Genomic DNA, 25485 nt, shown 5'->3' with positions numbered 1-25485 from the left:
CAGAGCCGCCTCTCGTAGTCCCGAGTTCGCTCCGCGAACATCGGGACCGCCGAACGCCGACTGCGTCGGCGTTCGTGCTCACAGATTTCGGAGAAATCTGTGACCGCCGAGGTTTTATCGACTGACCGGATAGAGCGGGACAATGAGTCAACCGAGCCCCGACGTCTACGAGCAGGACAAGGGGATGGACGCCCACAACAAGGTGATGCGCGAGGTGCGCTCGCGCAACGACGCCAGCTACGACCCGCGCGAGCCCACGCGGGTCTGGCTCGACGAGGACAACACCCCTGGCGGGTTCGTCGATTCCCTCACCATCATCCTCAACACCGGCGGCTGCCGCTGGGCGCGCGCCGGCGGTTGCACGATGTGCGGCTACGTCGCCGAGTCCGTCGAGGGGGGGAGCGTCGCCCACGAGGACCTCATGGCGCAGATCCGGGCCTGCCTCGACCACGAGGAAGAGAACGCGGACGACCCCGCCGACCTGATCAAGATCTACACCTCCGGGTCTTTCCTCGACGAGCGCGAGGTGCCCGCCGAGACGCGACAGGCCATCGCCGACACCTTCGGCGACCGCGACCGCATGGTGGTCGAGTCGCTCCCCGACTTCGTCGACCGCGAGAAGATCCGCGAGTTCACCGAGCAGGGACTGGACTGTGACGTCGCCATCGGGCTGGAGACTGCCACAGACCGCGTCAGACGCGACTGCGTGAACAAGTACTTCGACTTCGCCGACTTCGAGGACGCCTGCGCGGAGGCGCGGGCGGTGGGAGCGGAGCGACCACCGCCGGGTGACCGAGCGGCGACCGACGGGAGCCGCGAGGAGGGACGCGGCGGGATCAAGGCCTACCTGCTGATGAAGCCGCCGTTCCTCTCGGAGGGCGAGGCCGTCGCGGACATGAAACGCTCCGTCCGCCGCTGTCTCGACGTCGAGGGGTGCCACACCGTCTCGATGAACCCCTGTAACGTCCAGCGGTACACGATGGTCGAGGATCTGTACCACGACGGTGGCTACCGCCCGCCGTGGCTCTGGTCGGTCGCCGAAGTGCTCGAATCGACCGCCGACGTCGACGGCATCGTGGTCTCGGACCCCGTCGGCCACGGCTCCGACCGCGGCCCGCACAACTGCGGCGACTGCGACGACCGCGTCCAGCGCGCCGTCAAGGACTTCGACCAGCGGCAGGACCCCTCGGTGTTCGACCAGGTGTCCTGCGAGTGCGAACGGACCTGGGAGGCCGTCGTCGAACGCGAACGGAGCTACTCCCTCCCGCTCGCGCGATAGCCGCGACGCGGTCCGGTTCGACCTCGCTCTCGACCCGGCTCGGATCGACCCGGCTCCACTCGAAACGGACCCCGCCGATATCGGCGTCATGCGAACATTTGACACATCACGGGCCCCCGGTGTCGCACGGTTACACTTTCACTCCGGTTGCCGTGGGTTTTTATGCATCAGGGATCAACGACCTCGTAGGGGCCCTGGAGACCCCGACTGTCACACGCTCCAGACCCCTACGTTCCCTATCCTATCTTCCCGAACCGCCGAGCGGAGGCGCTGTCGGGCGACGAACGTCGGCGGAGTCGATGCGACGCGCGGCGACGAGCGGATCGACAGAGCCCGAGCGTCCGCCGAGCGAGTCACTGCTGCAGGAGGCGGACGAGCCGGTCGAGCCAGCCGGCGTTACCGGTGATCGGCCGGTCGGACTCGAAGAGTTTCACCGCCAGCCACACCGCGGCCAGGGCGAAGACGATCTCGTAGCCGATGCCCGCCAGCACCAGGCCGCGGTCGTCGAACAGCAACCGCTTGGGCGCGATGATCGGGTGGGTGAAGGGGATCGCGAGTAGGATTCCCTTCGCCGCTGGTCCGAGCACGTCCACGTCGGTGAACATCGTCGCGAACATCGGGACGATGGCGAGCCCCGACAGCGGGAGCAGGAGCATCTGCGCGCCCTGTTGGCTGTCGGCGAACAGCCCGAGACAGAGCGCGACGGCGAGCGTGCCCACGAGCGTGAAAAACAGCGAGACGCCGACGAGCAGGTAGTCGCCGGCACCGAGTGTGAGCGCGCTGCTCCCGCCGACCTCGCCGATCGAGAGGTTACTGACGGCGATGCCGCCGGTGTAGAGCGCGGTCGCGATGAGGCCGACGACCGACCCGCCGACGAGTTTGGCGGCGACGATCGACCGGCGCTCGACCGGCATCGACAGCAGCGTCTCCAGGGTCTTGTGCTCGGTCTCGCTCGCCATCGAGTTCATCACCATCTGCCCCGAGAAGACGATGGCGAGCATGATGATCACCGGGACGAAGATGAACTGCGAGGTGAACGCGGTCGAGACGACGCCGGGCGGCGCCGAGAGCTGCCGGCCCTTCACGTAGGTGGTGTGGTCGCGCTCGATCGGGTCGAGTTGGGCCTCGGTCGCGCCGGTGACGGCGACGGTCACGTTCTGCGCCGACTGCGAGAGCAGTTCCTCGACCTGCGCGGAACTGGCGATGCCGACGATGCTGACGCTCTCGACGCTCGTGTAGAGGTGGACGCGCCCGCGCTCACCGGCCCGTATCCGCTCGGTGAAGTTCGCGGGTATCTCGACGACCGCGCTTCCGCCCGCGGCGGTCGTCTCGTTCATCGCCGTCTCGACCGAGCCGTTCGCCGCTCGGTAGGCGAGCTTCGACTCGTTGTCCAGCGTGGCGGCGACGACGTCGCCGTACTGGCCGCCGTCGCGGTCGACGACGCCGACCGTCGGCTCCTGACCGAGTTGCGCCTCGACGCCGCTGAACCCCTGGCCCATCCCGACGAAGATGAGCGGGAGCAGGAGGATCGGCAGGATGTAGCGCGGCCGCAGGAGTTCCCTCGCTTCCTTCCAGATGAGGCGAGTGAAGGGTCTCATCCGCACACCTCCACGCGGCGAGTGGTCGCGGCGCGGCTCACGCCACCACCTCCAGGAAGACGTCTTCGAGGTTCTCGGCGTCGTACTCGGCCATCAGCTCCGCGGGCGAACCGCTGGTGACGATGACGCCGTCGTTGAGCAGGCCGACGCGGTCACAGAGGTACTCGACTTCGAGCATGTCGTGGCTGGAGAGGAGGATCGACCGCTGGTCGTCGGGGAACCCCTTGACGACCTCTCGGACGACTTTGCTGTTCTGCACGTCCAGTCCGGAGGTGGGTTCGTCGAGGATCGCGAGGTTGGGGTCGGTCATCAGCGCGCTCCCGATCAGGAGTTTGCGCGTCATGCCCTTGCTGTAGGCCTGCGTGTCGTCGTCGATGCGGTCGCCGAGGTCGGCGATCTCGACGCCGCGTTCGACCATCGCCTCGGCTCGGTCTCCCTCCGCGTAGAAGTCTGCGACGAACCCCAGGAACTGCCGGCCGCTCATCGATTCGTAGGCGCCCGCGTCCTCCGGCAGGTAGCGGATCGCCCGCCGGACGGCGTCGGGGTCGCCGTCGACGTCGTGGCCGGCGACCGTCACCGTCCCGTCGTCCTTGTTGAGCAGCGTTGCCAGCGTCCGCAGCGTCGTCGTCTTCCCCGCCCCGTTGGGGCCGACCAGCCCGAATATCTCGTTCGGCCGGACCTCGAAGGAGAGGCCGTCGAGGGCCTGTACGTCGCCGTAGCGCTTCCGCAGGTTCTCCACCTGAACTGCCTGGGCGGCCATGCTGGTCGGCAGGTGCGCCCATCAGGTAGTTGACTGTTCTGGTTGGCGACGAACGCGGAGCGTCGTGCTCGGCGGATTGCGGCCGTGTTCCGGTGACATTTTCGAGTGCGAGACGAAACGGTCGTCCATGGAGCGGACCGATCCCCGCGAGCGGTACGACGATCTGGTCGTGAACTCGGAGCGCCACGCGGTCGACGCCGAGCGCTTCGAGGAGATCGGCGAGTCCGAGGTGTTCCGGTCCGGATGGGGCGTCGGCGGTGTCGCCTTCGACGCGGACGGGCGGCTACTGGCCATCCGCAACGAAGCCTATCCGACCGAGTGGACGCTGCCCGGCGGTGCTGTCGAGGACGGCGAGGGGCTGTCCAGTGCGGTCGTTCGCGAGGTGGCCGAGGAGACCGGCGTCGGGATCGAGCCCGTGCGGCCCCTGGGCGTCGACGAGAGCCTGGTCACCGACGGGGAGCGAAGCGCCGAGATGCGCTTCGTCCACTTCCTCGCGCGAGCGACCGATCCCGAGGTCGACCGCGCGCGGGACCTGGGCGATCCCGACGAGGAGATCACCGACGCGTGCTGGCTCGATGAGTTGCCCGAGGACGTGTTCAATCCGGAGTACACGCGCGAGGTTTACGAATTCGCGCGGGACCTGGACTCAGGTCGATAGTCAGTCCGGGGACGACCGAACGAACACCAGACCTACAAGTCGGCCGCGATACACTCCGCCGTGATGGTCCCCCTCCAGATACCCGGCGCCACCGAGTTGATGATCCTCCTGATGATATTCGCGTTTTTCGTCGGCATCGCCGGCGCTATCGTATTCCTCGTCCGACGGTTCGGAGACTTCGGGAAAGACGAGCGGATCGACGAACTGGAGCAACAAGTCGAGGAACTGCAGAACGAGCGCGACTCCTGAAACCGGTCGTTTTCAATGGTGTCTGTGCCGGGAAATTCCGGTTCGATCTCTCACGCAACCGGGATTCTACTGCACAGCACCGCGCCTCACGCCTCCCCAACCGATTCGCTCAATCACTCCGTTCCCTCGCTCATCCACCGGAAGACTCGCTTCACTCGTCTTCCGAGCCTTCGGTCACTACCCTCCCGAAGACCTCGCACGGCTCCGTCTCGTTCCCTCGCGTTCGCTCGGGACGCTCACGGGTCGCTTCGCTCACCGGAAGACTCGCTCCGCTCGTCTTCCGAGCCCTGTCTCACTTCGTTCGACAGGACCCCGTTCGCATCGAGGTCTCCCTTCGTCTGCTCACGGGCGGCTTCGCCGCCCGTTCGCATGGTATGAGGGACCTTCGGTCCCTCACTAGTCGACCTCGCGCCACTCGACAGCGCGCGCCAATCGGTACGTCGAGAAGTCGAGACAGAACGCGGAAGATCGTTATTCGGCGAACGCGCGGAGGACGCCCTGGCCGTCGGTGTGGCCGATGTCGGGCAGGGAGACCCGCTCTGGGTGGGGCATCAGGACGGCGACGGAGTCCCGCTCGCCGAGGACGCCGGCGACGCTGTGTTTCGAGCCGTTCGGGTTGGCCTCGGGGGAGACCTCGCCGTCCTCGTCGCAGTAGCGGAAGAGGACGCGGTCGTCGGCTTCGAGTTCGTCGAGGCGCTCGTCGTCGATCTCGTAGCGGCCCTCGCCGTGGGCGATGGGGAACTCGACGATCTCGCCCTCCTCGAAGTGGTCGGTCCAGGGGGTGTCGGCATTTTCGACGCGGAGGTGGACGCGCTCGCACTGGAAGCGAGCGCTCTCGTTGGTCGTGAACGCGCCGGGGGTGAGCGACGATTCGCAGCCGATCTGGGCACCGTTGCAGATACCGAGGACGGGCGTCCCGGACTCGGCGGCGTCGCGGACCTCGTCCATGATGGGCGAGCGAGCGGCCATCGCGCCGGCGCGGAGGTAGTCGCCGTAGGAGAAGCCACCGGGGAGGACGATGCCGGTGGTGTCGGCCGGGAGCCCGTCCTCGTGCCAGACGAGTTCGGCGTCGACGTCGAGGTGGGCGAGCGCCTGGACGGTGTCGCGGTCGCAGTTGCTCCCGCCGAACTGGATGACGGAGACGGTCATCGTTCCTCGACGCTGACCTCGTAGTCGTGGATGGTCGGGTTAGCGAGCAGTCGCTCGGCCATCTCGCCGGCGCGCTCACGGGCGTCGTCGGCGCTCTCGGCGTCGAGGTCGACCTCGAAGCGGTCGGCGGCTCGCAGGTCGTCCAGTTCGAAGCCGAGCCGTTCGAGCGCGCGTTCGGTCGTCTCCGCCTCGGGGTCGAGGACGCCGTGTTTGAGCCGGACCTCGACCGTCGCGGTGTAGGCCGTCATTGCGAGAAGAGCGGTCACCGGCGGCCAAAACGCTTGTGACTCGTGTCGGTCAGGCGGTCTCGAACTCGACGGGCTGCCAGCCGTCGGGCTGGTCTGCCAGCCCGCGGACGCGGATCGCGCGCTCGTCGTCGGCCCGTGATGGCCGGATGACCGGTGTCGGCCCGTGCGGGTCGACGACGGCCGACGGGAAGCCTTTAGATGCCGACGCCCGTCAGCGATACCCGATGACTGTCCGCTCACGCACACACTCGCCGGGCCGCGTCCGGCCGAGGTGGTCGCGATGACCCGCGAACTGACCGAGATCGTCGTCGTCGGCGACGACGACACGGGACTCATCGCGGAGATCACCTCGACGCTCTTCGAGCGCAACATCAACATCGAGGACCTCGACCAGGCGGTCCGCGAAGGCGTCTTCCGCATGACCATGCGGGTCGACACGTCCGAGATGATCGTCAAGGAGGAGACGCTGCGGGAGAACCTCCACGAACTCGGCGACGAACTCGGTGTCGACGTACAGGTCCGCTTCCCCGACGACCGCGAGACCCAGCAGATCGCCGTTCTCGTCACCAAGGAGTCCCACTGTCTGGAAGCGATCTTCGAGGCGTGGGCGAGCGGGAACCTGGGCGCCGACGTCGAGGTCGTCATCGGGAACCACTCCGACCTCGAACCGCTCGCCGAGAAGTACGACGTGCCGTTCCACGACATCGGCGACGAGAAAGGCACGCCCGACGAGGACGAACTGCTCGACCTGCTGGACGAGTACGACACCGATCTCGTCGTGCTGGCCCGCTACATGCGCATCCTCAGCCCCGACGTGGTCTTCCGGTACGAGGACCGCATTATCAACGTCCACCCGTCGCTGCTCCCGGCGTTCCCGGGCGCGTCGGCGTACATGCAGGCCATCGAAGAGGGCGTCCGCATCGCGGGCGTCACCGCCCACTACGTGACGACCGACCTCGACCAGGGGCCGGTCATCACCCAGCGGGCGTTCAACGTTCCCGACGACGCGACCGAGGAGGAACTCCAGCAGATCGGCCAGCCGCTGGAGGCCGAGGCGCTGCTGGAGGCCATCGACCTGCACCTCAACGACGAGGTGACGGTCCACCGCGGGCGGACGAAACTGCGCGACCCTGAATCGACCGACGCGCAGTTGGGCGCCCCCGAAGACCTCGAACAGGCAAACCCCGACCGACCGATCGACGGCCTCGGCGAGTACGTCGCCGAGCAGGACGATGGCGACGAGAGCGAGGCCGAGGCGGAAGCCGAAGCCGGCGACTGACTCGGACGGAGGAGACGCTTCCCGACCGGAGACGGGTTTCTGGCGAACAGGCGACACGGGCGACTCCCAGAGGGGCGTGTCGCGCTCCCGCGGAGCGCTCTGCGACTGCGTTCAGGTCACGAGCCGGAGTGGTCCGGCGTTCGTACTTGAAGATTCGTGAGCGGTCACCTCTCGACGGCGAAGTACCGATCGCGGTGTCGGCGACAGCCCGGATTGAACGCCGCGCCGCAATCGTGGCAGGTGTCGTCGCAGTCGAGATACGCATGGACGGAGGGGGTCTCCCCGCAGGCACCACACAGCACCGCCGGATCGGCGAACGCCTCGGGGGTCACGCGTTCCGGGTCGTGGTCCGTCACTTCGTCGTGACACCGGAAACACGGGTAGTAACAGTCGCAGCAGGGAAAGCGGAGCGCGACTACGTCGACGGCCGACTCGTAGTGCGTGCAGCGGGTCTCGGAGTCGACGTCGACGCCTCGGAGCGGGACGGGAAACCGACGGTCCGTCTCGGGCGGCGCAGTCGTTTGTCGCTCGGATTCCGGTTCGTCCGGCATCGGTCGGGAGGGCGGACTATCAGAGGTCGCGAACGGCGTCGACGGCGGCGTCGAGCGAGGGCGCGTCAAAGGCGTCGCGGCCGACGTAGGCGTTGGTGCCGGCGCAGTAAAGGTCGCGCGCGGCGGCGATGACCCGGTCGTCGAGGGGTTCGGGCTCGCGGTCGCACAGCGCCTTCCAGTCGGCGACGCCGCGCTCGTCGGCCTCGCGCTTGGCGGCGGAGACGGCCTCGACCCACTCGGGCTGGGTACGCTTGTGGTACTGGCGGATGACCTCCTTGGAGACCTGCTGACCGTCGTAGGCGAAGCGGTTCTCGTCGAAGGTCCCGACGACGTCGGCCACGCGGATCTCGCCCTCGTAGTAGAGACACTCGATCTTCCCATCCTGGTGGGTGAGCCCGGCCTCGTCGGCGCGCTCGGTGACGAGCCGATTGACCGCGGTCGCGACGGCCGCGAGGTCGTCGACGCTGGCGACGCCGGCGATCCGGTCGGCCTCGTCGCGGTCGAGGTACCGGTCCTGCTCCTCGTACTTCGTGGAGAACTCGACGATGGGGTCGTCGAGTTCGACGACCTCGTCGGGCCACTCGGCGAAGTCGAGGCCGTGGTCGGCGGGGTCGGTGCGCGAGCGGAGCGAGGAGCCGACGCCGACGCGGTTGCGGAAGACGATTTCGAGGGGGACGAGGTAGTTCTCGTCGGCCTCCTCGTGGTAGGCGGCGTAATCGTAGCCGCTCGGGTCCCCCGCGTCGTCGCCCGCGAAGGGCAGGTCAGGGACCTGCGTGAGTTCGATGGTCATCTCGCGGGGGGCCGCGCCCGAATCGAGTGCGTCGTCGAGCGAGACCGCGGCGCCGTCGGAGTCGGGAGTCGAGACGCCCTCGTAGTGGGTGGGGACGCCCTCGCGTTCGAGCAGTTCGAAGTTGAACGCGCCCATCGTACAGAGCGAAGCGCCCTTGTCGGGGATCTCGTCGGGCATCTTCCCCCAGTCGAACACCGAGTAGTCGTCGGTGAAGGCGAACGCGCCGCGGCCGAGTTCGTCGGCCGTGGCGGCCCGCTCCACCCGGAACTCCTTCACAGAGGTCATTGGCGAAGTCTCTCTCCCCCGAGTCAAAGACGTTTCTCACTCGCGGTGGCCGACGCTCCAGAAGCCATCCGACTGTCGCGAGTGGCAACGGGGTTCGAACCTTGGCGGTCACCCCTGCGCCGAAGACCCCTCGGCCGGCTCGCTGCGGCCGCCGAGCGCGTTGCTCACGTCGAGCGCTCCGCTCCCAAACGCATACAGCGCTCGCCCGTGGAGATGCGCTCGATGGTCGAATCCATCGGGCTGGCGATCGGCATCATCGTGGTAACGACGGGCGCGGTCTGGTTGGGCAGTTCCTGGCTGGAATCCGCGAGCGAGGATCTCTCGGCCTACTACGGGCTCCCGCAGGTCGTCCAGGGGTCGGTCGTCGCCGCCATCGGGTCGAGTTTCCCGGAGTTAGCGACGGTCGTCGTCTCCGCGCTCGGCGGGGCGCTCGGGATCGGGACCGGTGCCATCGTCGGGTCGGCGATCTTCAACGTCCTCGTGATCCCGGCCATCGCCGGGATCACGACCGAAGAGGACATCGACGCGAGCCGCACGCTCGTCTACAAGGAAGCGCAGTTCTACATGCTCGCCGTCTCGGCGCTGGTTATCACATTCGCGATGGCGGTCATCTATGAGCCGGTCGGCGGCACGGAGTACATCACCGGCGAGTTGAAGCGACCGCTCGCACTCGTCCCGCTCGCGCTCTACGGGCTGTACCTGTTCATCCAGGCGCAGGACACCGCCGACCACGTCGCCGATCCCGAGGCGGGCGCGGGGATCGACGCGCGCCGGCAGTGGGGATACCTGCTGGCGGGGCTGCTCGTCATTCTCGTGGCCGTCCACGAACTCGTCGGCGCGGTCGAGACCATCGGCGCGGCGCTCGGCGTCGACGAGTTTATCATGGGCGTGACCATCGCCGCCGGCGCGACGAGCCTCCCCGACGCGCTGGTGAGCGTGCGCGCCGCACGCGACGACCGCGGCGTCGCGTCGCTGGCGAACGTCCTCGGTTCGAACACGTTCGACCTGCTCGTCGCCATCCCCGTCGGCGTCCTCATCGTCGGCTCGTGGACGTTCAACTTCGCCCTCGCCATCCCGATGTTCGCCGTCCTCACGCTCGCGACCATCATGCTGTTCACCGCCCTCCGGACGGACCTCGCGCTCTCGACGGCCGAGTCGGCCGCGCTGCTGGTCGCGTACCTCCTCTTCGTCGCATGGGTCGTCCTCGACACGGCAACGTCGGTCGTCTCCGTCCTGCCCGAGGTCGGCGGCTGACCGCCGTCCGCGACGGCGGGCGCTTCGGCCGGTTCCCGGCCGTTTATCACGCTGGACGCTGTGAGAGCGACCATGACAGACGCCGCGAACCCGCGGGCCAACGTGCCGCGGGGGGAGTTCGGGTTCGACCACGTCCCCGAGACCGACCAGTCGTTCGAGAACGCGCTGGCAAAGGCCCGCGCCGGCGAGCGACTGACGGTCGCCGACGGCGTCGAACTGCTGACGACCGGGACCGACCGCGAGGGAATCGACATCGGGCGCAAGGAACTCGTCCTCGAAGCGGCCGACCGCCGCCGCGCCGAGGTCGTGGGCGACGAGGTGACCTTCGTCGCCAACCTCAACAACAACGTCACGACCGCCTGCAACACGGGCTGTCTGTTCTGCAACTTCAAGGACCGCTCCGAGCAGTTCCGCTCGGCGAACGACCAGTCCCACGGCGGGTTCACCAAGCGGCCCCACGAGTCCCGCGAGATCGTCCGCAAGGCCGTCGAGCGCGGCATCTACGAGGTCACGTCCGTCTCCGGGCTCCACCCGGCGTTCGCACTCGACGCGGAACACCGCGAGATCCTGGAGTCGAGCGACCGCGGCGACCTCAACTACCGGCCCGCCGAGGAGTACGACGTCGACCCGGGTACCTACTGCGAGCAGATCGAGGCGATGAGCGTCGGCGGCGTCCACGTCCACTCGATGACGCCAGAGGAGGCCTACCACGGCCGCCGCGGCACCGACTGGTCCTACGAGGAGGTGTACGGCCGGCTGAAGGAGGCCGGCCTCGACTCGGTGCCCGGCACGGCCGCCGAGACTCTCGTCGACGAGGTGCGCGACGTGATCTGTCCGGCCAAGATCGGGACCGGCGAGTGGCTGGAGGCGATGGAGGCGGCCGCAAACGTCGGTCTCGACGTGACCTCGACGATCATGTACGGCCACGTCGACAACGAGATGCACCGCGTCATGCACCTGGAGCGCATCCGCGAGTTACAGGAGAAGACGGGCGCGATCACCGAGTTCGTTCCGCTCTCCTTCGTCCATCAGAACACGCCGCTCCACGAGGAGGGCATGGTCGAGGCCGGCGCCACGACTCACGAGGACGAACTGCTGATCGCCGTCGCCCGCCTGTTCCTCGACAACGTCGATCACATCCAGTCGTCGTGGGTGAAATACGGCGACGAGCAGGGGCTGAAGATGCTCTCCTGCGGCGCGGACGACTTCATGGGCACCATCCTCAGCGAGGAGATCACCAAGCGCGCGGGCGGCGAGTTCGGCGAGGTGCGCTCGTTCGACGAGTACGTCGAGATGATCGACGCCATCGGCCGCGTCCCCGTCGAGCGCTCGACTGACTACCGCCAGCGCCGACGCATCGACCCGGATAACGGCCCGCACGGCCCCGAACTCGGCCCGAAGGCCGACGGGACGCCGCTGGTCGACCCCGACTGGCTCGGCGAGACGGCGAGCGACCCGACCAGCGCCGACGATTAAAGCGAGGTGCGAACGGAGTGAGCGCCTCGGATTGCGAGCGCGGGTTCCGTCGAGCGAAGTGAGACGGTGCTCGGAAGACGAACGCAGTGAGTCTTCCGGTGAGCGGTAGCGACCCGCGAGCCGCGTGGCCGAACGGTGCGAGGGCGACTAGTGAGGGACCGAAGGTCCCTCATACATGCGAACGGGCGGCTTCGCCGCCCGTGAGCAGACGAAGGGAGACCTCGATGTGAGCGGCGCGAAGCGCCGCGAGCGGGGCGAGGCCACGGAACGGGCGAACGGCGCGAAGCGCCGTGAGCCGCGTGGGCGAGCGGAGTGAGCACCTCGGTCCGACGCTTCTATCCGTTCGTCCGTCTAACACGAAGGCGATGGCCGAGACCCTCCGTGACGCCCTCCGGGACCGACTCGGACTCTGGCCCGCCCTCCAGTGGGCCGGCGTGCTGGCGTTCCTCTGGTACGTCCTCGGCCCTTCGCCCGCCCAGTTCATCACGACGCTCGTCTCGCTCGCTATCTTCGGACTGACCGAACTCGTCACCGACGTCTACGACGTCCGTCAGTCCGTGCGGAACGGGGGGATCGGAATCTACGCGCTCGTCGGCGGGACGGCGATGGCGCTATTCGACGACGGCGGCGGCCTGTGGCTCCCGGTCGTGTTCGTCCTCGTCGGCGCCTGGTTCGTCGCCGACGCCGTTCAAACGATCCGCCACGAGGGCGCGACCGAGCGGGAACCGACGGGTCGTGAAGTCTACCACGACTACGTCGCTCGCCAGGTCCACGAGACCGTCGAAGAGCGACCCCACACGCGCCGTGAGTTGTACGAGACGCTGGAGGCCGACGACGACGCCGTCGACGCGGCCGTCGAGCGACTCGAATCCCGCGGCGTCGTCGTCCGGGAGGGGAGTTCGATCCGTGCGGTCGAATCGGAGAAGCGCGGTGTCGTCGGTCGCGTTCGCGAACGGGTCGACGGGTTCGTTCGTCGGCTGGCCCGCCCGCTCACGCTCGAACTGAGCAAGCCAGACGACGACGAATCGCCACCTACAGCGACTGATCGCGACCGCGACCGACGTGTCGATTCTGCGGAGAGCAGCTCTGAGAGGGTGGACTCCGAGAGGGTCGGCAACACGGACGTGGAGAGCGACGGGCGGGACGAGGGGCAGGAACGGGAGCGGGAGCGCGAACCGACGGGCTAGCGAGTGGAGCGCGAACGTCAGCGAGGGCGACGGACCGGGGGAGGGGGTGAGATTCAGGGCGGACACGGGACGAGCGCCCGGATCCGTCGCGACCGTGCCCGTCCAGCATCTCTCCATTACGACGCTCGCCGGGTAGGTCTGTTGCCAGTTATACGAGGTGGGTTTATCCCATCGGTTATCAGTCGGGCGCCCGTCGTCTCCGGTATGCGCTCCGTGACGGTCAAGGCGAGCCCCGCCGACGGCGACGCGTTCCACCCGCTGGGAGCGGCGGTCTCCGACGAGCCGGCGATCACGCCGGGACCGATCCACCAGCTAGAGCTGATCGACGGCGAGACGGGGGTCTCGCTGTCCGAGATCCGGGACGGGATCGACCGCTACAGCGAGATACTCCGAGACTCCCCGCACGTCATCGAGCACACGACGACGGGGGCCGACCGCGGATTCGTCTACACGCACTTCGAACTCGACGACCTCACGCGTCGACTGATGCGATACCGGCGCAGTTCGGACCTGATGGTCGAGATGCCGATCGAATCGGCCGCCGAGGGCGGTGTGGTCGTCACGCTCGTCGGCGAGGAGCAGGCGTTCACCGACGCGTTCGACGCGATCCCCGAGGGAGTGACGATCGAAGTGGTCGGGACCGGGTCGTACGATCCGGGCGTCCGGCAGCTGTTCGGTCGGTTGACCGCCCGCCAGCGCGAGGTACTCGAAACGGCCGTTCGAGCCGGATACTACGACGACCCGCGCCGGGCGACCCACGCGGACCTGGCCGAGCGACTCGACGTGTCGCCCGCGACCGTCGGCGAGCACCTCCGGAAGATCGAATCCCGCGTCTTCTCGGGGTTCGTCGGCGGTGGGTCGTAGGAGCAGGCGCCTCTCCGGTTCTCAGTTCGCGTACGTCCAGGCGCGATTTCAGTTCGTGTACACCTATCCCTGGGCAGACCCGGCGTCGCCACCGAGCGGGGTTCGGTGTTCGACCTTCCTGTGGGGTGCGTCTCCCGTGATCGCCGCTACGTTCTCTATCTGTACGTCCCAGTAGAAGGAGTACTCGCTCAGCAGCTCCATCACCGACGGAAGTTTCGCTCGGTCCACGGGAGCGAGGGTGATGTGCGGGGTCCAGCGGCGCGGACTGTAATAGTCCTGTAGGTCCGTGCCCGCCGACTTCCCCTCGTCCCAGACCCGCGAGTGAAATCGCGAGAGGTCGGCGTCACGGATCACCGGGACGTACACGATCAGCGGCTCGGAATCGGAGAACACGCCGATCCCGTTCGTGCGGACGACGAACGGGTCCCGCCCGCTCGCCAATCCGTCTATCGCCTCGGACAGCTGTTCGGCGTCGTAGCGGGCTGCGACCTGGTACGAAAAGTGCGGATAGTGGTTTCGAAACGGCGTCTGAACCCCGAGCTCCTCGTCTAATCGCTGTCGCACCGCCAGTATCTTCTCCGTCGCTCGCTCGTCGAGCAGTGAAACGATACCGCCCACAGTGACAGAAACACCGCGCCCCGCGACAAATAGTTTCCCCGAACAGGGCATCTGCGCGCCGAAAGCGCGCGAGGAAACCCCCGGCGGAAAAACATGGTCTCAGAAGTTGGTCATCTTCGCCTGCACCCAGTCGTCGTCGGCTTCGTCCGTCTCGACGTCGGTCGCGTAGCGGTCGAGCAGCCGGTCGAGACTCACGTCGTCGGCCTCGCGGAGGTAAGAGAGTTCCGAGAGGGTGAGCGAGCCGGTCCGCCGGAGTTTGCGGGTGAGCCGGTCGGCGTCCAGCGGTTCGCGATGGACGTCGAACTCGACCGCTGCGGCGACGTTGCGGTCGGCCTCAGCGCGGCTGACGCCCTCTTCCAGCAGCGTCTCGAAGTCGAGGCCGGCGTCCTCGGCGCCCCGGTAGAGGAAGGCGAGCGCGGCGATGAGCGCCCGCACGCCGGCCGGGTCGTCGCCGACGTGCTTCTCGAAGACGAGTTCGCGGTCCCGCTCCGAGAGCGCGTCCGCGAGCAAATCGGCGTCGTACAGTCCCGCCAGCACGCGCTCGCGGATCCGCGCCCGAGCGTTGCGCTCGCTCTGGTCGCTCTCGAACGTCGTCCCACCTCGCAGGTACGCCCGGTCCGCGGGCGAGAGGATTCCGCGCGGTCGATCGTTCGATTCCATAACCTGTATCGAGTTATATCTCGACCTTATTTAAGTAATTATACTCCGAAACGAGTTATAGTCCGTGAGAGCGGCGCAATACTTAACCGGGTTCTGCGGGAACGACGGGATACGGCCCCGAGCGAGAGCAGTCGCTCGGGAGGTATCGACGGCGCGGCCGGGCTCCCTGGCAGGTGTCGCCGGCCGCGCACAACGCGGGGCAGCGAAGCGCCACCCGGTCGTCGGTTCGTCGACGTGCCGGATAACGCTTCTCCCCGGAACGCACGCGACTCACGACGACACGCATGACCCCACGACAGCGACAGGACCGCGGCGACACCGGCGAACAGCGCGACGAACCGACCGACGAACGGCCGAGCGGATCGACCGCCGGACAGGCCGAAGCGACCGGCGAGCGGCCCGACCCTTCGCTCGACGTCCGCCTCGACGCGGAGGCCCTGGCGACCGCGCTGGACGGTGCGATGGCCGTCGCGAGCGAGTGCCGGATGGCCTTCGACGACGGCATCGGCTTCCGGGCGCGCGACCCCGCGGACGTGGCGATGGCCGAACTGCGCCTCGGCCGCGGCGCGTTCGACAGGTACACGGCGGACGGCGAGACGTTCGGCGTGGCCCTCGATCGACTCCGCGACGCCGTCGCGATAGCCGACGGAGACGGAATCGAACTCGCGCTCGGCGAGGGCGGCCGCTTCGACGTGAACGCGGGGGCCGTCGAGTACGCCTTCGCTCCCCTTGCGGCTGAATCCGTCCGGCAGGTCGAGTGGATCGACGCCGGGTCGGTCGACGCGAGCGCAGTGATAGCTGCCGCGGATCTGCGCAGAGCGGTCCGCGCAGCGGACCTGGTCGCGGACCACGCGGAGATCACCGTCGGCCCGGACGAGCGCCTCCTCGCCGTCACCGCCAGCGGCGACACCGACGACGTGCGCCTCGAATTCGACGAGGACGACCTCGAAGCGCTCGATACCGGCCCCGCCGGCTCCGACCCGGTCGAGTCGCTGTACTCGGTCGACTACCTCCGGGACATCGTCGGTGCGATCCCCGACGGGGTCCCGGTGAGCGTCGAGTTCGTGGGGGGCGGCGAGGGGGGCTGCCCGCTCTCGCTCGAACATCCGATCGCCCACGGCGACGGGACGGGGAGGTGGCTCCTCGCGCCGCGGATCAGGCGGTAGAACGGGGAGACAGCGAGCGGCTCAGTCGGCCGCCGCGCCCGAGAGCACAGACCGGTAGCGCTCGCCGGCGTCGTCGGTGCCGGCGATGGCCTCCTCGATCCGCGCAGAGACCCAGCGGTCGGCCTCGACCGGCGGGGAGGCGGGTTCGACGCCCGCGTTCCGGAGGTGCGCCGGGAGGTATCGCTCGTAGACCGGCAAGCGCTCGCCCAGCGGGACGCCCGCGTAGTCGGCGACGTCTTCGAGTTCCCGGAGCGCCGGCCACTTGTAGTCGGGGTTGACGTGGTCGTCGGTCACCGGGGACACGCCGCCGAGGTCGTCGACGCCGCAGTCCAGCACGTCGCGGACGGGGGCGAGGTTGGGCGGAACCTGCACCGAGATCTCCTCGGGCAGCGCGTGCCGTGCCATCGCGACGGTTCGCCGGAGCGTCTCGACGTCCGGCGAGCCGTTCGTCCAGCGCTCGTTCTCGCGGACGGGCTGGACGATGACCTCCTGGACGTGGTCGTACCGGTCGTGGAGTTCGCGGATGGCCAGCAGGCTCTCGGCGCGGTCCTCCCAGTCCTCGCCGATGCCGACGAGGATGCCCGTCGTGAACGGGACGCCGAGCTGGCCCGCGGTTCGGATGGTGTTGAGCCGCTGGCCCGGGTTCTTCGCCCGTGGGCCGCCGTGGGCCTGCACCTCGGTGGTGGTTTCGAGCATGACGCCCATGCTCGCGTTCACGTCGGCGACGGTCGCCATCTGCTCGCGCGTCTGGTCGCCGGGATTGGCGTGCGGGAGCAGTCCCTCGTCGAGGGTGAGCTCGCAGACCTCGCGGAGGTAGGTGTGGATGGAGTCGTGTCCCCATTCGTCGAGCTGGTCGTGGACGGCGGTGTAGCGGTCGTCGGGGTCGTCGCCGAAGGTGAACAGGGCTTCCGTACAGCCGGCGTCGGCGCCCGTCCGGACCACGTCGCGGACCTCCTCGGGCGACATGAGCGTCGCCTGGCCGGGCGGGTCGTAGTAGGTGCAGTAGGTGCAGGTGTACCGACAAGCGGTCGTCAGCGGGACGAACACGTTGCGGGCGAAGGTCAGCTCGTCGGCCGGTTCGACGTCGTCGGGGCCGACTGCGAGCAGGCGCTCGATGGCCTCCCGAGAGGGGGCGACGTCCACGTCGTACTCGTCCGCGCCGGGTATCACAGTCCCCCGTGCACGTTCGACGGACAAAGTGTTGACGTTCCCGGCGACGGGGAGCGGGTGGGAGAGCCGACGGGGTCGAACGGGGTTCCGCGGACGCGGTCGAGGGTTGGGGGTCGGGGTCCGACGCGGACGAACGGAGTGAACAATGGACGGCCGGCGGCGGACCCGGCGCCGCGCCGTCAACGGAACGGCGGACCGCGTGCGGCCCCCGCAGCCCGCGGACGAAGGGGTGACTGGGAGCGGTGATGGGGGGTCCGGCTCGGCACAGGCCCGGTGCGGCGCGAGGGGCGACCCAGCGGCACGGGACCGACCCGTGCGTGTGAAGCACAGTTTCGACCGGTCAAAACGGTTGTCCGAATTTCGTTCGGAATCGGCCCTAATTCCGTTCGACATCGACGCGGCCGTCGGCGACCGCGAGGGAGAACCCCGCGTCCTCGAGCCACGCCCGGGCCGTCCCCTCGCCGTGTAGCAGGACCTCGACGAGATCGGCCGGTTCGTCCACGTCCGTCGTCAGTCGGAAGGAGTCGACGACCGCGGGGTCAATGCCGGCTTCGCCGGCGATATCGCGGTGGTCACGGAAGGAGGCGCCGTGGTAGTCGACGCGGAAGTCGGGGTCGCGGGCGACGAGCGCGTTCGTCCCGCCCCCGCGACCGGGCGCGAGTACGACGTCCTCCTCGGGCGCGAACAGGCGGTCGAGCGCGTCGGGCGTCGCCAGCGCGAGGTCGGCCATGACCACCGCGGTCGGCGGGTCGTCGTCGCTGTCGGGGAGTTGCGCGTTCACGGCCGCGGTGAGTGAGCGGTCGTCGACGGTCACCGGCGCGTCGCAGTCGACGGGCGCCGTCGAGAGGACGAGCGGATCGGGTGAGTCGCTCCGCTCGCGGTCGAGTGCGGAAAGCGCGTCGAGCACGTCGTCGAGCATCGTCCGCGCGAACGCGGCCCGCTCGGCCTCGTCGAGAACGGGTGCGAGGCGAGTCTTGGGCCGCTCGGGAGCGAACGGGACGACGACGCGCATCTACTGGAGCTTCGTCGGTTCGTTCTGGTTGGAGCGCCAGTAGTAGACGCCACCGATCACGACGAGCAGCACGATCAGCGCACCGACGCCCATCAGGATGGTCTGGTTGCGCTGGGCGGACTGCTGGGCCTGTTCGGCCTGGCTCTGCGCGTCGCCGGCCAGCGACTGCGCGTTGTCGAAGTTGTTGTTCTCGTAGGCGGAGATCGCCTGGTTCAGGTCGTTCTGTGCGTCGCTGTTGCCGCCGGACTCGTTGATGGCGGCCGCGGCGTCGTCGATGGCCTGTCGCGCGTCGCGGCTGTCGTTCGTGTAGTGGTGAACCTGCGTCGCGTTCAGGCCGCTCGTCGAGCTGCCCTCGACGGCGTCGAAGTCGTAGAGCGTGTACGTCTCGCGCGGTTCGTACGTGTAGTTCTCGACGGCCGGCGTGTCGCCGGTGAGTTCGACTTCGACCGTGTCGCCGCCGTTACTGGCGTTCAGTCCCTGTTCGAAGGACTGGTCGCCGGAGTTGTACTGCTCGACCCGCTCGCCCTGCTGCAGGACGGTGATCGTCCAGCTGACGTTCTCCAGGTCCGTGCTCCCCTGGAGGGTCCACTGGTCGTTCATGTCGACGAACGGGTCCTCGATGGTCACCGTCGTCGTCACCGTCTCGCCGACCCGAGAGCTCTCGGGGACCTCGCCGGCCTGGACGGAGATAGCTCCGGCTGTCCCGGCCGCCGCCAGCGAGAGGGCGAGCAATACGATCAACGCGGCGCTCTTAGAAGAGCGGGTCCAGCTCATCTTCGTCATCTTCCACCAACTCCTCTAAGTTATCTTCGCTTTGCTGCCGGATGTCGTCGATGTTGTCCTGTGCCTCGATGGCGACCTGCTGGAGCTCCTTGATCCGCGGGACGTTGTGGACGCCCGACAGCAGGATCGAGGCGGCGACGTTGTTCTCGCGAACGGGGTAGTCGCCGCCGCGGACCTCCATCGACCCGGTCTGCTCCTCGAGCCACTTGCGGCCGCGCTCGATGCCCTTCCGGTTGAGGTGGTTCGAGGGACCGCTCATCACGAGCAGCGCCCGCTCGGCGCCGTCGATCTCACAGGGGAGCGTCAGGCGACCCAGCGCCGCCTTCCGGACGAGCGACGTGATCCGGTTGGTCGTGTTGGCGGTCTCCATCCCGCCGTCGTCGATGCCGCCGTCGTCGCCCTTGAACCGGGAGAGCAGGCCGCCGGAGTCGTCCTCCTCGACCGTCTCCGCGGCGTACCCGACCGTCGAGACGCCGCCGCCCGAGAGCGTGTTGATGATCTCCGAGGAGTCGACGACGCTCTCGGCGACCTCGTCGCCGGTGCCGACCTCGCCGGCACCGAAGAGGACGCCGAAACGTCGGACGATCTCGTCGTTAATCTCCTCGTACCCGCTCTCCATCGACTCGCCGGACTTGCGCCAGGCGTCGTTGTCGAAGACGAGCAGGTTGTCGACCTCGCGGACGAACGTCTGGAACGACCGGGCGGCGTTGAGTGTGTAGATACCGCCCTCGTCGCCACCGGGCAGGACCCCCAGTCCGTACACGGGTTCGGTGTAGATGCGCTTGAGGTGCTTCGCCAGCACCGGCGAACCGCCCGAACCGGTCCCGCCGCCCAGCCCGGCGACGATCATGAACGCGTCGATCTCGTGGACCGGGATGTTGTCGATCGCCCCCTGGACCTCGTCGATGTCTTCCTCGGCGATCTCCGCGCCGAGCTCGTTGTCGGCGCCGACGCCGTGACCCTTCACGCGCGCCTGGCCGATCAGTACTCGATTCTCCTCCGGAATTCGTTCTAGCCCGAGCAGGTCCGCCTTGGCAGTGTTGACTGCGACCGCGGAGCGGACGATTCCGCTCTGCGTGGCCTCGTCGTATTCGAGGAACTTGTCAACGATCTTCCCGCCGGCCTGCCCGAAGCCGATCATCGCCAATTTCATAGCTGCCGTTACCGTTGAGAAATAAACAGTCCCATCGCGGATATAAGCTTTTTGCCCGCCTATCGAACGTGAAACTGTCAATGGCGAAAGTGGAATGACCGAAATCGCAGGACTGCGGCCCGGTAGGCTGTCCTTTCGCCCCGTAGTCGCGGCAGAGTTGAAACTCGAATGAAACTTCTCGGTCGCGGGATTTTTACGTCATTCGATCGCAACGAACCGGAGCCGAAGCGGCGGTCCGAACGCCACCGTCGACCGAGCTCTGACAGAACGGGCGCGTTAGCCCGGCAGACCCAGATACGACCGGAACGTCGTCAGTTCGCGCTCGTCGACGCCGAACGCGTCGACGTCGTTCGAATCGACCGTGTTGTCGAGGCGCAGCGACCGGAACTGGTCTTTCCCCATCGGGAAGCCGACTGTCCCGAGGACGGTGAGGCCGACGTTCGCCATCGCCATCGGCAGCGGAACGATGGATATCGACTTCCCCTCGGACTCGTAGACCAGTTCGGTCACCTCCCGTAGCGTCAGCACCTCCGGGCCGCCGATCTGGTACGTTTTCCCGACGTGCTCGTCGTCCTCGACGGCGTCGTCAGCACTCGCCGAGTCCTGATTACTCGCCGGACTCGGTCCGACGGCGTCGGCCAGCATCGGGACGAACTCCCCGACCGCGATCGGCTGGAAGCGCGTCTGTTTCCCCCCACCGGGGAGCGGATACACCGGCAGGCCCGGCGCGAACCACGACTTCAGTTTCTTGGTGAACTTGACGAATCCGCCGCCATCACCGAAGATGATCGACGGCCGGAAGATCACCCAGTCGCGGTCCGATTCGCGGACGAGGTCCTCCGCGCGGCCCTTCGCACGCAAGTAGTGTGTCGCCGCGTCCGGGTCCGCGCTCAACGCGCTCTGCTGGACGAAGCGCTCGACACCGTGTGCAGCGGCCGCTCGCAGGCAGTGCTCCGTCCCGCCGCGGTGGACCCGGTCGTGCATCTCGTCGCCGCCCTTCGGCCTGTACATCGGCTCCAGCGCGACGAGGTTGACGACCGCGTCCTGTCCCTCGAAAGCGCCCTCGATGGTGTCGTACTCGGTAACGTCCCCCGCGTAGGTGTCCACACCGTCGGGCAGGTCGCCGTCCTCCGGACTGCGCGCGAGCACGGTCACGTCGTGGCCCCGCTCGACCAGTTCCCTGCACAGGTGCGACCCGACGAAGCCGTTCCCGCCGACGACGAGCACGTTCATGTCAGAACTGTTGGACGCCAACACCCTAAACGTTCCCGCCCAACTGGTGGTGTAGTCGGAGAATCCGGCGGATACGCGATTCAGTGACCCGCGCGACCGATACGTCCGCCACTCCGGCGGTAGCGGGTCTCGTCCTCGACGACGGCACCCGTCCCTGGGCGCGATCTTGGGATCCAAATTATGTGAATCACTCAATAGTAGTGTACGAAATTGAGATGAATTGACTGTTACTGGTGACGAAGAACCGAATTCACACAGCATCGACTCATTTATTCGATTACTAATGTACGAACTGCCCGTTTCTGGCGCGTATAACAATGCCACCGACGGCCGGTAGTATAGCCAGCGGTACTATGACACAGAACCCAACCAACGGTGACAGCGGTGGGTCGAAAGGGGGAATGAGCCGGCGTGGTGTTCTCCGAGCGACGGGGGCGACAGCGCTGACTGGGGCCGTCGGGAGCACCGTCGCTGGGACGGCGAGCGCACACCGATGTTGTTCCGACTGCGTTCGACTCGGCAAGGTCGACCGGGCGCCGAAGGAGGGCGATACGTACGAGTTCGAGCACGACTGCGACACGATCACGATTCGGGTGAAGAAAGTCTGGAAGGAGGACGGAGAAGTCACGTGTGCGAAGTTCGGGAACGAAACCGGGTCGATCTGCGGCATCGACGTAAAGGGCGGTCCCGCGACCCGCACCCGCCGATTCGACCCCAACGAGGAAGAGTGTGGAGGCTCCGCATTCGGGGGAGTCAGTTCGTTCACGGGCTGTGCACCGGAATTCGGAGATACCGACGACGGGAACGGGCGCGGCCCCACGAACCCGAATCGGGATTTCTACGAGATCAGTCACCTCGTGTTCTACGTCTGCGTCTCCGATACGTAGCCGCCGTCTTCGATAGGCCGCCCTCGTGACCGACCTGTTTCCGGGAAGGTCCAGACCGCGCACGTAGCGGGACGCTTCGAACTGATGAATCCATACTCAGACGGCCGCTCGCTGGCGCCCACGGCGTCGCCGTTCGCGTCTCCGTGGCGCTACGTGCCACGCACCGCTCGTCGTCGTGAAGTGGGGTGAAAATGGGCCGGCGCGAATTCGAACAGGGCGAGACGGTCGCGCTCACTTCGTTCGCGCGCTGCGACTCGCTGGCTCGAATTCGCGCCGATGACAGCATACACGCGGCGCTCGCGAATGAGCGCCGCGAGAAATGATGGGCCGGCGCGAATTCGAATCGCGGTTACGGCCACCCGAAGGCCGAAGGATACCAAGCTACCCCACCGGCCCGTGCTGGTAGCATCTGAACGAAGACACTGACTGGTTTTAATCCTTCCGAACCCGGGCGACGACTTCGGGGTGGGACTCCCGTCCGCGGGTCGGGGCCGGTCACGGCACAGCGCGGCAGACCGCTGGGAGGGACTCGCGATCCCGGAGACGACCGCGAGACCCGACGGTTGCCGAGACGCCGAGCCGGTCAGAGTCGCGACCGGAGGTCCGCGACGACGTCCCCGGTGCCGGCCGTTCCGCCGAGGTCGGGCGTTCTGGGGGCGGACTCGTCTGCGAGCTGGTCGGCGACGCCGTCCCAGAGGGCGTCTGCGGCCTGCTGTTCACCGAGGTCCTCGAACAGCATCGACCACGAGAGCACCGTGGCGAGCGGGTTGGCGACGCCATCGCCCACGATGTCGGGCGCGCTCCCGTGGACCGGTTCGAACATCGAGGGGTACTCGTCGCCGGGGTGGATGTTCCCGGAAGGCGCGAGGCCCATGCTCCCCGTGATCTGGGCGCCGATGTCCGTCAGGATGTCACCGAAGAGGTTCGAGGCGACGAGCACGTCGAACTCGTCGGGACGGCGGATCAGGTCCATCGCCCCCGCGTCGACGAGGAGGCGCTCGACGTCGACCGACGGGAACTCATCGCTCACGTCCGCGACCACGTCATCCCAGAACACCATGCTGTGGGCCTGCGCGTTCGACTTCGTGATACTGGTCAAGCTGCCCTCGCGCTCGGTCGCGGCCTCGAAGGCCGCGCGGACGATCCGCTCGGTCCCCTGGCGGGTGAACAGCGCCGACTGGACCGCTGTCTCGTGTTCGAATCCGCGGTGTTCCCGGCCGCCGACGTCCGCGTACTCGCCCTCGGTGTTCTCCCGGTAGACCACGAAGTCGATGTCTCCCGACTCGTATCCCCTGAGCGGGCTCTCGATGCCCTCGAAGAGGACGTTCGGGCGCTTGCAGACGTACTGGTCGAACCCCTTCCGGATCGGCAACAGCAACCCGTGGAGGGTCACGTGGTCCGGGACCTCCGGGTGGCCGACGGCGCCGAGGAAGACCGCGTCGAAGTCGGCGAGTCGGTCGAGTCCGTCCTCGGGCATCATCTCCCCGTTGTCGAGGTAGTACTCGGTTCCCCAGTCGAACCGGGTCGTCTCGAAGGCGAAGCCGGTTTCGTCGGCCGCGTCCTCGACGAGCGGGAGCGCCGCGTCCACGACTTCCGGCCCGATCCCGTCTCCCGGTATCACGGCGATGTCGTACGAGTCCATCGCCGACGTGTTCGACCGGGGGCCGTTTGAAGGTTGGTACCGATCACCAGAGACGGAGGTCGTCGCGGAGGCGGGAGAGCGCGGGAGACTCGACCTGCTGGAGTCCGGTGGTCACGACGGGTCGAACAGCCAGAGGGCGACCGAGAGGCCCGTCGCGGCGACCAGGGCACCAGTGAGGAGGCGGAACGCCGGCCGGAGCCCGGCCGTCTCCGAGAGGACGCCGACGAGAGCGGGAGAGGACGCGCCGGCGATCATCTGTACCGTTCGCACCGCCCCGAAGCTCCCGGCGGAGACCGACTCCGGGAGCACCGACATCATGTACGCTCCCCGGACGGGACGGTACCCGTGCGCGCCGAGCCCGAGACAGACGACCGCCCCGCCCAGCGCCAGGGTGCCGCCGACGTCCGTGAGCAGGAGGATCGCGCCCATCCCGGTCGACGCGAGGGCGAGTGTGAGCACGATGAGCGGGAGGGCGCCCGTCCGGTCGCTGACCTCGCCGGTGAGCAGTTGCACGAGGCTCACGACGAACAGCGCGCTGAACAGGAAGCTCGCCGTCGCCGACGCGAGCCCGGCTTCCCGGGTGAGATACAGCGGGAGGAAGGCGAGCGCGGCGTTGTAGGCGAACGAGAACAGGGTGATCACGGCGACGAAGACGAGGAGCCGCCAGTCGCGGAACAGCACCGCGTACTCGCCGAGCGGGGCGCCCCCGCCGTCGGCCGCTTCGCGCTCGGTCGCGTCCGGAAGCCTGGCGGGAACCCGGACGACGAACGCGGCGGTCACGCAGAGTCCGGCGACCCCGGCGGCGAGGAAGGTCGTCCGCCAGCCCGCGCCGAACAGGCCGGCCGTCCCGGCGAACGCGACCACCGCCGCGGGCGCCGCGGCGCCGCCGAAGGTGCCGAAGGTCTCGAACACGCCGAGCGCGCGCCCGGTCTGGGTCGGGTACGTCCGCGCGAGCAGTTCGACGCTGACAGTCTTGAGCGTCCCCGTCCCGGCCCCGATCGTCATCATCGCGCCGACGAGGACGACCAGCGAGCCGTCGACGGCCAGCGCGAGCGCGCCGACGGCCGCGAGCGACCCTCCCGCGCCGAGGACAGTCACGGAACTGAACCGGTCGGCGAGCAGTCCCGACGGGAACTGGAGCAGGGCATAGACGAGCAGAAGGGCGCTGTAGGCGCCTCCCAGGGTCGCGGTCGAGACGCCGTACACGCCGGCGAGTCGCTCGAACAGCGGCGGGAACGCGAATCGGACGAACTTCCCCAGAAACCAGAGCGAGGAGGTGAGCACGATCGCGTCGAAGCGACTCAGTCGACCGAACAGCGACCGCTCCACACGCCGTCACCACCGACCCGCTGGGGCTGCGAGTCCTGCGCGCGTCGCGGCCTCGGCACGCAGCGGAGCGACGTGGCGACTATCCGACCGCTCGACCGGCCGCGCCGAACGAAGTCGCCGAGCCGTCATGTTGTGGATCGGTACGATCCGAGGGTTCATAACGATAATCCGTCAAAGACTCGATCGAGATGGTCCGACGCCACCG

26 protein-coding genes and 1 tRNA gene are annotated in these 25485 nt (G+C 67.8%); 11 read left to right on the top strand and 16 right to left on the bottom strand.

The features are described 5' to 3' along the window. Window positions 1-142: 142 nt before the first annotated feature. A complete protein-coding gene (locus ACMGFH_RS19605) occupies window positions 143-1279 on the top strand; it encodes an archaeosine biosynthesis radical SAM protein RaSEA (RefSeq protein ID WP_415380281.1) in 1137 nt (378 codons plus the stop codon). Window positions 1280-1632: 353 nt separating this feature from the next. Here the strand turns inward: ACMGFH_RS19605 and ACMGFH_RS19600 are convergent, their stop codons facing one another. Beyond that, the gene (locus tag ACMGFH_RS19600; protein ID WP_415380280.1) at window positions 1633-2877 is read right to left on the bottom strand and encodes an ABC transporter permease; all 1245 of its coding nucleotides are present in this window, start codon (window positions 2875-2877) and stop codon (window positions 1633-1635) included. Window positions 2878-2914: 37 nt separating this feature from the next. Further along, entirely contained in the window at window positions 2915-3637 is a 723-nt protein-coding gene (locus ACMGFH_RS19595; RefSeq protein ID WP_415380279.1) for an ABC transporter ATP-binding protein, read from the bottom strand. 127 nt (window positions 3638-3764) lie between these two features. Here ACMGFH_RS19595 and ACMGFH_RS19590 point away from each other — a divergent pair, with 127 nt between their 5' ends. Beyond that, entirely contained in the window at window positions 3765-4295 is a 531-nt protein-coding gene (locus tag ACMGFH_RS19590; RefSeq protein WP_415380278.1) for an NUDIX hydrolase, read from the top strand. 63 nt (window positions 4296-4358) lie between these two features. Then, on the top strand, window positions 4359-4544 hold the full coding sequence (locus ACMGFH_RS19585) for a hypothetical protein (RefSeq protein ID WP_415380277.1): 186 nt from the start codon (window positions 4359-4361) through the stop codon (window positions 4542-4544). A 471-nt stretch (window positions 4545-5015) separates the two neighbouring features. On the opposite strand, the gene purQ is transcribed toward ACMGFH_RS19585, so the two are convergent. Both purQ and purS read right to left on the bottom strand, forming a co-directional pair. Next, window positions 5016-5693: a phosphoribosylformylglycinamidine synthase I gene (gene purQ, locus ACMGFH_RS19580; RefSeq protein WP_415380276.1), complete on the bottom strand. Its 678-nt coding sequence runs from the start codon at window positions 5691-5693 to the stop codon at window positions 5016-5018. Further along, window positions 5690-5941, bottom strand: coding sequence for a phosphoribosylformylglycinamidine synthase subunit PurS (gene purS / locus ACMGFH_RS19575; protein WP_415380274.1), 252 nt, complete (start codon window positions 5939-5941; stop codon window positions 5690-5692). Before purS ends, purQ begins: the two co-directional genes overlap by 4 nt. 280 nt (window positions 5942-6221) lie before the next feature. On the opposite strand from purS, the gene ACMGFH_RS19570 reads away from it, so the two are divergent. Continuing rightward, entirely contained in the window at window positions 6222-7220 is a 999-nt protein-coding gene (locus ACMGFH_RS19570; protein ID WP_415380273.1) for a formyltetrahydrofolate deformylase, read from the top strand. A gap of 164 nt (window positions 7221-7384) precedes the next feature. Here the strand turns inward: ACMGFH_RS19570 and ACMGFH_RS19565 are convergent, their stop codons facing one another. Both ACMGFH_RS19565 and ACMGFH_RS19560 read right to left on the bottom strand, forming a co-directional pair. Beyond that, window positions 7385-7771, bottom strand: a complete 387-nt coding sequence (locus tag ACMGFH_RS19565; RefSeq protein WP_415380271.1) for a CHY zinc finger protein — start codon at window positions 7769-7771, stop codon at window positions 7385-7387. Between the two features lie 19 nt (window positions 7772-7790). Beyond that, complete coding sequence (locus ACMGFH_RS19560; RefSeq protein ID WP_415380270.1) at window positions 7791-8846, bottom strand: phosphoribosylaminoimidazolesuccinocarboxamide synthase; 1056 nt, start codon at window positions 8844-8846, stop codon at window positions 7791-7793. Between the two features lie 222 nt (window positions 8847-9068). On the opposite strand from ACMGFH_RS19560, the gene ACMGFH_RS19555 reads away from it, so the two are divergent. From ACMGFH_RS19555 to ACMGFH_RS19535, 5 genes are all read left to right on the top strand, one after another. Beyond that, window positions 9069-10100: a sodium:calcium antiporter gene (locus tag ACMGFH_RS19555; RefSeq protein ID WP_415380269.1), complete on the top strand. Its 1032-nt coding sequence runs from the start codon at window positions 9069-9071 to the stop codon at window positions 10098-10100. 72 nt (window positions 10101-10172) lie between these two features. After that, window positions 10173-11576 carry a 7,8-didemethyl-8-hydroxy-5-deazariboflavin synthase subunit CofH gene (cofH, locus tag ACMGFH_RS19550; protein ID WP_415380268.1) on the top strand — a complete coding sequence of 468 codons (1404 nt, stop codon included), beginning with the start codon at window positions 10173-10175 and terminating at the stop codon, window positions 11574-11576. A 175-nt stretch (window positions 11577-11751) separates the two neighbouring features. Continuing rightward, window positions 11752-11892: a hypothetical protein gene (locus tag ACMGFH_RS19545; protein ID WP_415380267.1), complete on the top strand. Its 141-nt coding sequence runs from the start codon at window positions 11752-11754 to the stop codon at window positions 11890-11892. Window positions 11893-11941: 49 nt separating this feature from the next. Then, window positions 11942-12763 (top strand): MFS transporter, encoded by an 822-nt coding sequence (locus ACMGFH_RS19540; RefSeq protein WP_415380266.1) that lies wholly within the window; start codon window positions 11942-11944, stop codon window positions 12761-12763. Window positions 12764-12967: 204 nt separating this feature from the next. Further along, the gene (locus ACMGFH_RS19535) at window positions 12968-13627 is read left to right on the top strand and encodes a helix-turn-helix domain-containing protein (protein WP_415380265.1); all 660 of its coding nucleotides are present in this window, start codon (window positions 12968-12970) and stop codon (window positions 13625-13627) included. Between the two features lie 63 nt (window positions 13628-13690). Here ACMGFH_RS19535 and ACMGFH_RS19530 read toward each other — a convergent pair whose 3' ends face one another. After that, complete coding sequence (locus tag ACMGFH_RS19530; RefSeq protein WP_415380264.1) at window positions 13691-14245, bottom strand: 2'-5' RNA ligase family protein; 555 nt, start codon at window positions 14243-14245, stop codon at window positions 13691-13693. Window positions 14246-14344: 99 nt separating this feature from the next. After that, window positions 14345-14905, bottom strand: a complete 561-nt coding sequence (locus ACMGFH_RS19525; protein WP_415380262.1) for a hypothetical protein — start codon at window positions 14903-14905, stop codon at window positions 14345-14347. 284 nt (window positions 14906-15189) lie between these two features. Here ACMGFH_RS19525 and ACMGFH_RS19520 point away from each other — a divergent pair, with 284 nt between their 5' ends. Then, window positions 15190-16071 (top strand): DNA polymerase sliding clamp, encoded by an 882-nt coding sequence (locus tag ACMGFH_RS19520; RefSeq protein ID WP_415380261.1) that lies wholly within the window; start codon window positions 15190-15192, stop codon window positions 16069-16071. Between the two features lie 21 nt (window positions 16072-16092). On the opposite strand, the gene cofG is transcribed toward ACMGFH_RS19520, so the two are convergent. The 5 genes from cofG to ACMGFH_RS19495 form a co-directional block, all read right to left on the bottom strand. Then, window positions 16093-17241, bottom strand: a complete 1149-nt coding sequence (cofG, locus tag ACMGFH_RS19515) for a 7,8-didemethyl-8-hydroxy-5-deazariboflavin synthase subunit CofG (protein ID WP_415380259.1) — start codon at window positions 17239-17241, stop codon at window positions 16093-16095. Window positions 17242-17617: 376 nt separating this feature from the next. Continuing rightward, on the bottom strand, window positions 17618-18253 hold the full coding sequence (gene cofC / locus ACMGFH_RS19510) for a 2-phospho-L-lactate guanylyltransferase (RefSeq protein ID WP_415380257.1): 636 nt from the start codon (window positions 18251-18253) through the stop codon (window positions 17618-17620). After that, a complete protein-coding gene (locus ACMGFH_RS19505) occupies window positions 18254-19036 on the bottom strand; it encodes a hypothetical protein (protein WP_415380255.1) in 783 nt (260 codons plus the stop codon). Beyond that, window positions 19005-20189, bottom strand: coding sequence for a tubulin/FtsZ family protein (locus ACMGFH_RS19500; protein ID WP_415380253.1), 1185 nt, complete (start codon window positions 20187-20189; stop codon window positions 19005-19007). Before ACMGFH_RS19500 ends, ACMGFH_RS19505 begins: the two co-directional genes overlap by 32 nt. 276 nt (window positions 20190-20465) lie before the next feature. Next, entirely contained in the window at window positions 20466-21422 is a 957-nt protein-coding gene (locus ACMGFH_RS19495) for a complex I NDUFA9 subunit family protein (RefSeq protein WP_415380251.1), read from the bottom strand. A gap of 353 nt (window positions 21423-21775) precedes the next feature. Here ACMGFH_RS19495 and ACMGFH_RS19490 point away from each other — a divergent pair, with 353 nt between their 5' ends. After that, entirely contained in the window at window positions 21776-22309 is a 534-nt protein-coding gene (locus ACMGFH_RS19490; protein WP_415380249.1) for a hypothetical protein, read from the top strand. A 323-nt stretch (window positions 22310-22632) separates the two neighbouring features. On the opposite strand, the gene ACMGFH_RS19485 is transcribed toward ACMGFH_RS19490, so the two are convergent. From ACMGFH_RS19485 to ACMGFH_RS19475, 3 genes are all read right to left on the bottom strand, one after another. Beyond that, a tRNA-Pro gene (locus ACMGFH_RS19485) sits at window positions 22633-22705 on the bottom strand. Window positions 22706-22892: 187 nt separating this feature from the next. Then, the gene (locus tag ACMGFH_RS19480) at window positions 22893-23951 is read right to left on the bottom strand and encodes an isocitrate/isopropylmalate dehydrogenase family protein (RefSeq protein ID WP_415380247.1); all 1059 of its coding nucleotides are present in this window, start codon (window positions 23949-23951) and stop codon (window positions 22893-22895) included. A gap of 111 nt (window positions 23952-24062) precedes the next feature. After that, complete coding sequence (locus tag ACMGFH_RS19475) at window positions 24063-25280, bottom strand: MFS transporter (RefSeq protein ID WP_415380245.1); 1218 nt, start codon at window positions 25278-25280, stop codon at window positions 24063-24065. Window positions 25281-25485 lie beyond the last annotated feature (205 nt).

The organism is Halosimplex rarum (genome assembly GCF_047715405.1).
GTDB lineage: Archaea > Halobacteriota > Halobacteria > Halobacteriales > Haloarculaceae > Halosimplex > Halosimplex rarum.
The sequence above is the reverse complement of the archived record's forward strand: the minus strand, read 5'-3'. Positions and strand labels throughout refer to the sequence as shown.

What these genes read in the sequence shown, in the direction of transcription:
- ACMGFH_RS19605 (WP_415380281.1), top strand. Translation starts at nt 143, where the DNA reads ATGAGTCAACCGAGCCCCGACGTCTACGAGCAGGACAAGGGGATGGAC.
- ACMGFH_RS19600 (WP_415380280.1), bottom strand. Translation starts at nt 2,877, where the DNA reads ATGAGACCCTTCACTCGCCTCATCTGGAAGGAAGCGAGGGAACTCCTG.
- ACMGFH_RS19595 (WP_415380279.1), bottom strand. Translation starts at nt 3,637, where the DNA reads ATGGCCGCCCAGGCAGTTCAGGTGGAGAACCTGCGGAAGCGCTACGGC.
- ACMGFH_RS19590 (WP_415380278.1), top strand. Translation starts at nt 3,765, where the DNA reads ATGGAGCGGACCGATCCCCGCGAGCGGTACGACGATCTGGTCGTGAAC.
- ACMGFH_RS19585 (WP_415380277.1), top strand. Translation starts at nt 4,359, where the DNA reads ATGGTCCCCCTCCAGATACCCGGCGCCACCGAGTTGATGATCCTCCTG.
- purQ (WP_415380276.1), bottom strand. Translation starts at nt 5,693, where the DNA reads ATGACCGTCTCCGTCATCCAGTTCGGCGGGAGCAACTGCGACCGCGAC.
- purS (WP_415380274.1), bottom strand. Translation starts at nt 5,941, where the DNA reads ATGACGGCCTACACCGCGACGGTCGAGGTCCGGCTCAAACACGGCGTC.
- ACMGFH_RS19570 (WP_415380273.1), top strand. Translation starts at nt 6,222, where the DNA reads ATGACCCGCGAACTGACCGAGATCGTCGTCGTCGGCGACGACGACACG.
- ACMGFH_RS19565 (WP_415380271.1), bottom strand. Translation starts at nt 7,771, where the DNA reads ATGCCGGACGAACCGGAATCCGAGCGACAAACGACTGCGCCGCCCGAG.
- ACMGFH_RS19560 (WP_415380270.1), bottom strand. Translation starts at nt 8,846, where the DNA reads ATGACCTCTGTGAAGGAGTTCCGGGTGGAGCGGGCCGCCACGGCCGAC.
- ACMGFH_RS19555 (WP_415380269.1), top strand. Translation starts at nt 9,069, where the DNA reads ATGGTCGAATCCATCGGGCTGGCGATCGGCATCATCGTGGTAACGACG.
- cofH (WP_415380268.1), top strand. Translation starts at nt 10,173, where the DNA reads ATGACAGACGCCGCGAACCCGCGGGCCAACGTGCCGCGGGGGGAGTTC.
- ACMGFH_RS19545 (WP_415380267.1), top strand. Translation starts at nt 11,752, where the DNA reads ATGCGAACGGGCGGCTTCGCCGCCCGTGAGCAGACGAAGGGAGACCTC.
- ACMGFH_RS19540 (WP_415380266.1), top strand. Translation starts at nt 11,942, where the DNA reads ATGGCCGAGACCCTCCGTGACGCCCTCCGGGACCGACTCGGACTCTGG.
- ACMGFH_RS19535 (WP_415380265.1), top strand. Translation starts at nt 12,968, where the DNA reads ATGCGCTCCGTGACGGTCAAGGCGAGCCCCGCCGACGGCGACGCGTTC.
- ACMGFH_RS19525 (WP_415380262.1), bottom strand. Translation starts at nt 14,905, where the DNA reads ATGGAATCGAACGATCGACCGCGCGGAATCCTCTCGCCCGCGGACCGG.
- ACMGFH_RS19520 (WP_415380261.1), top strand. Translation starts at nt 15,190, where the DNA reads ATGACCCCACGACAGCGACAGGACCGCGGCGACACCGGCGAACAGCGC.
- cofC (WP_415380257.1), bottom strand. Translation starts at nt 18,253, where the DNA reads ATGCGCGTCGTCGTCCCGTTCGCTCCCGAGCGGCCCAAGACTCGCCTC.
- ACMGFH_RS19505 (WP_415380255.1), bottom strand. Translation starts at nt 19,036, where the DNA reads ATGACGAAGATGAGCTGGACCCGCTCTTCTAAGAGCGCCGCGTTGATC.
- ACMGFH_RS19500 (WP_415380253.1), bottom strand. Translation starts at nt 20,189, where the DNA reads ATGAAATTGGCGATGATCGGCTTCGGGCAGGCCGGCGGGAAGATCGTT.
- ACMGFH_RS19495 (WP_415380251.1), bottom strand. Translation starts at nt 21,422, where the DNA reads ATGAACGTGCTCGTCGTCGGCGGGAACGGCTTCGTCGGGTCGCACCTG.
- ACMGFH_RS19490 (WP_415380249.1), top strand. Translation starts at nt 21,776, where the DNA reads ATGACACAGAACCCAACCAACGGTGACAGCGGTGGGTCGAAAGGGGGA.
- ACMGFH_RS19480 (WP_415380247.1), bottom strand. Translation starts at nt 23,951, where the DNA reads ATGGACTCGTACGACATCGCCGTGATACCGGGAGACGGGATCGGGCCG.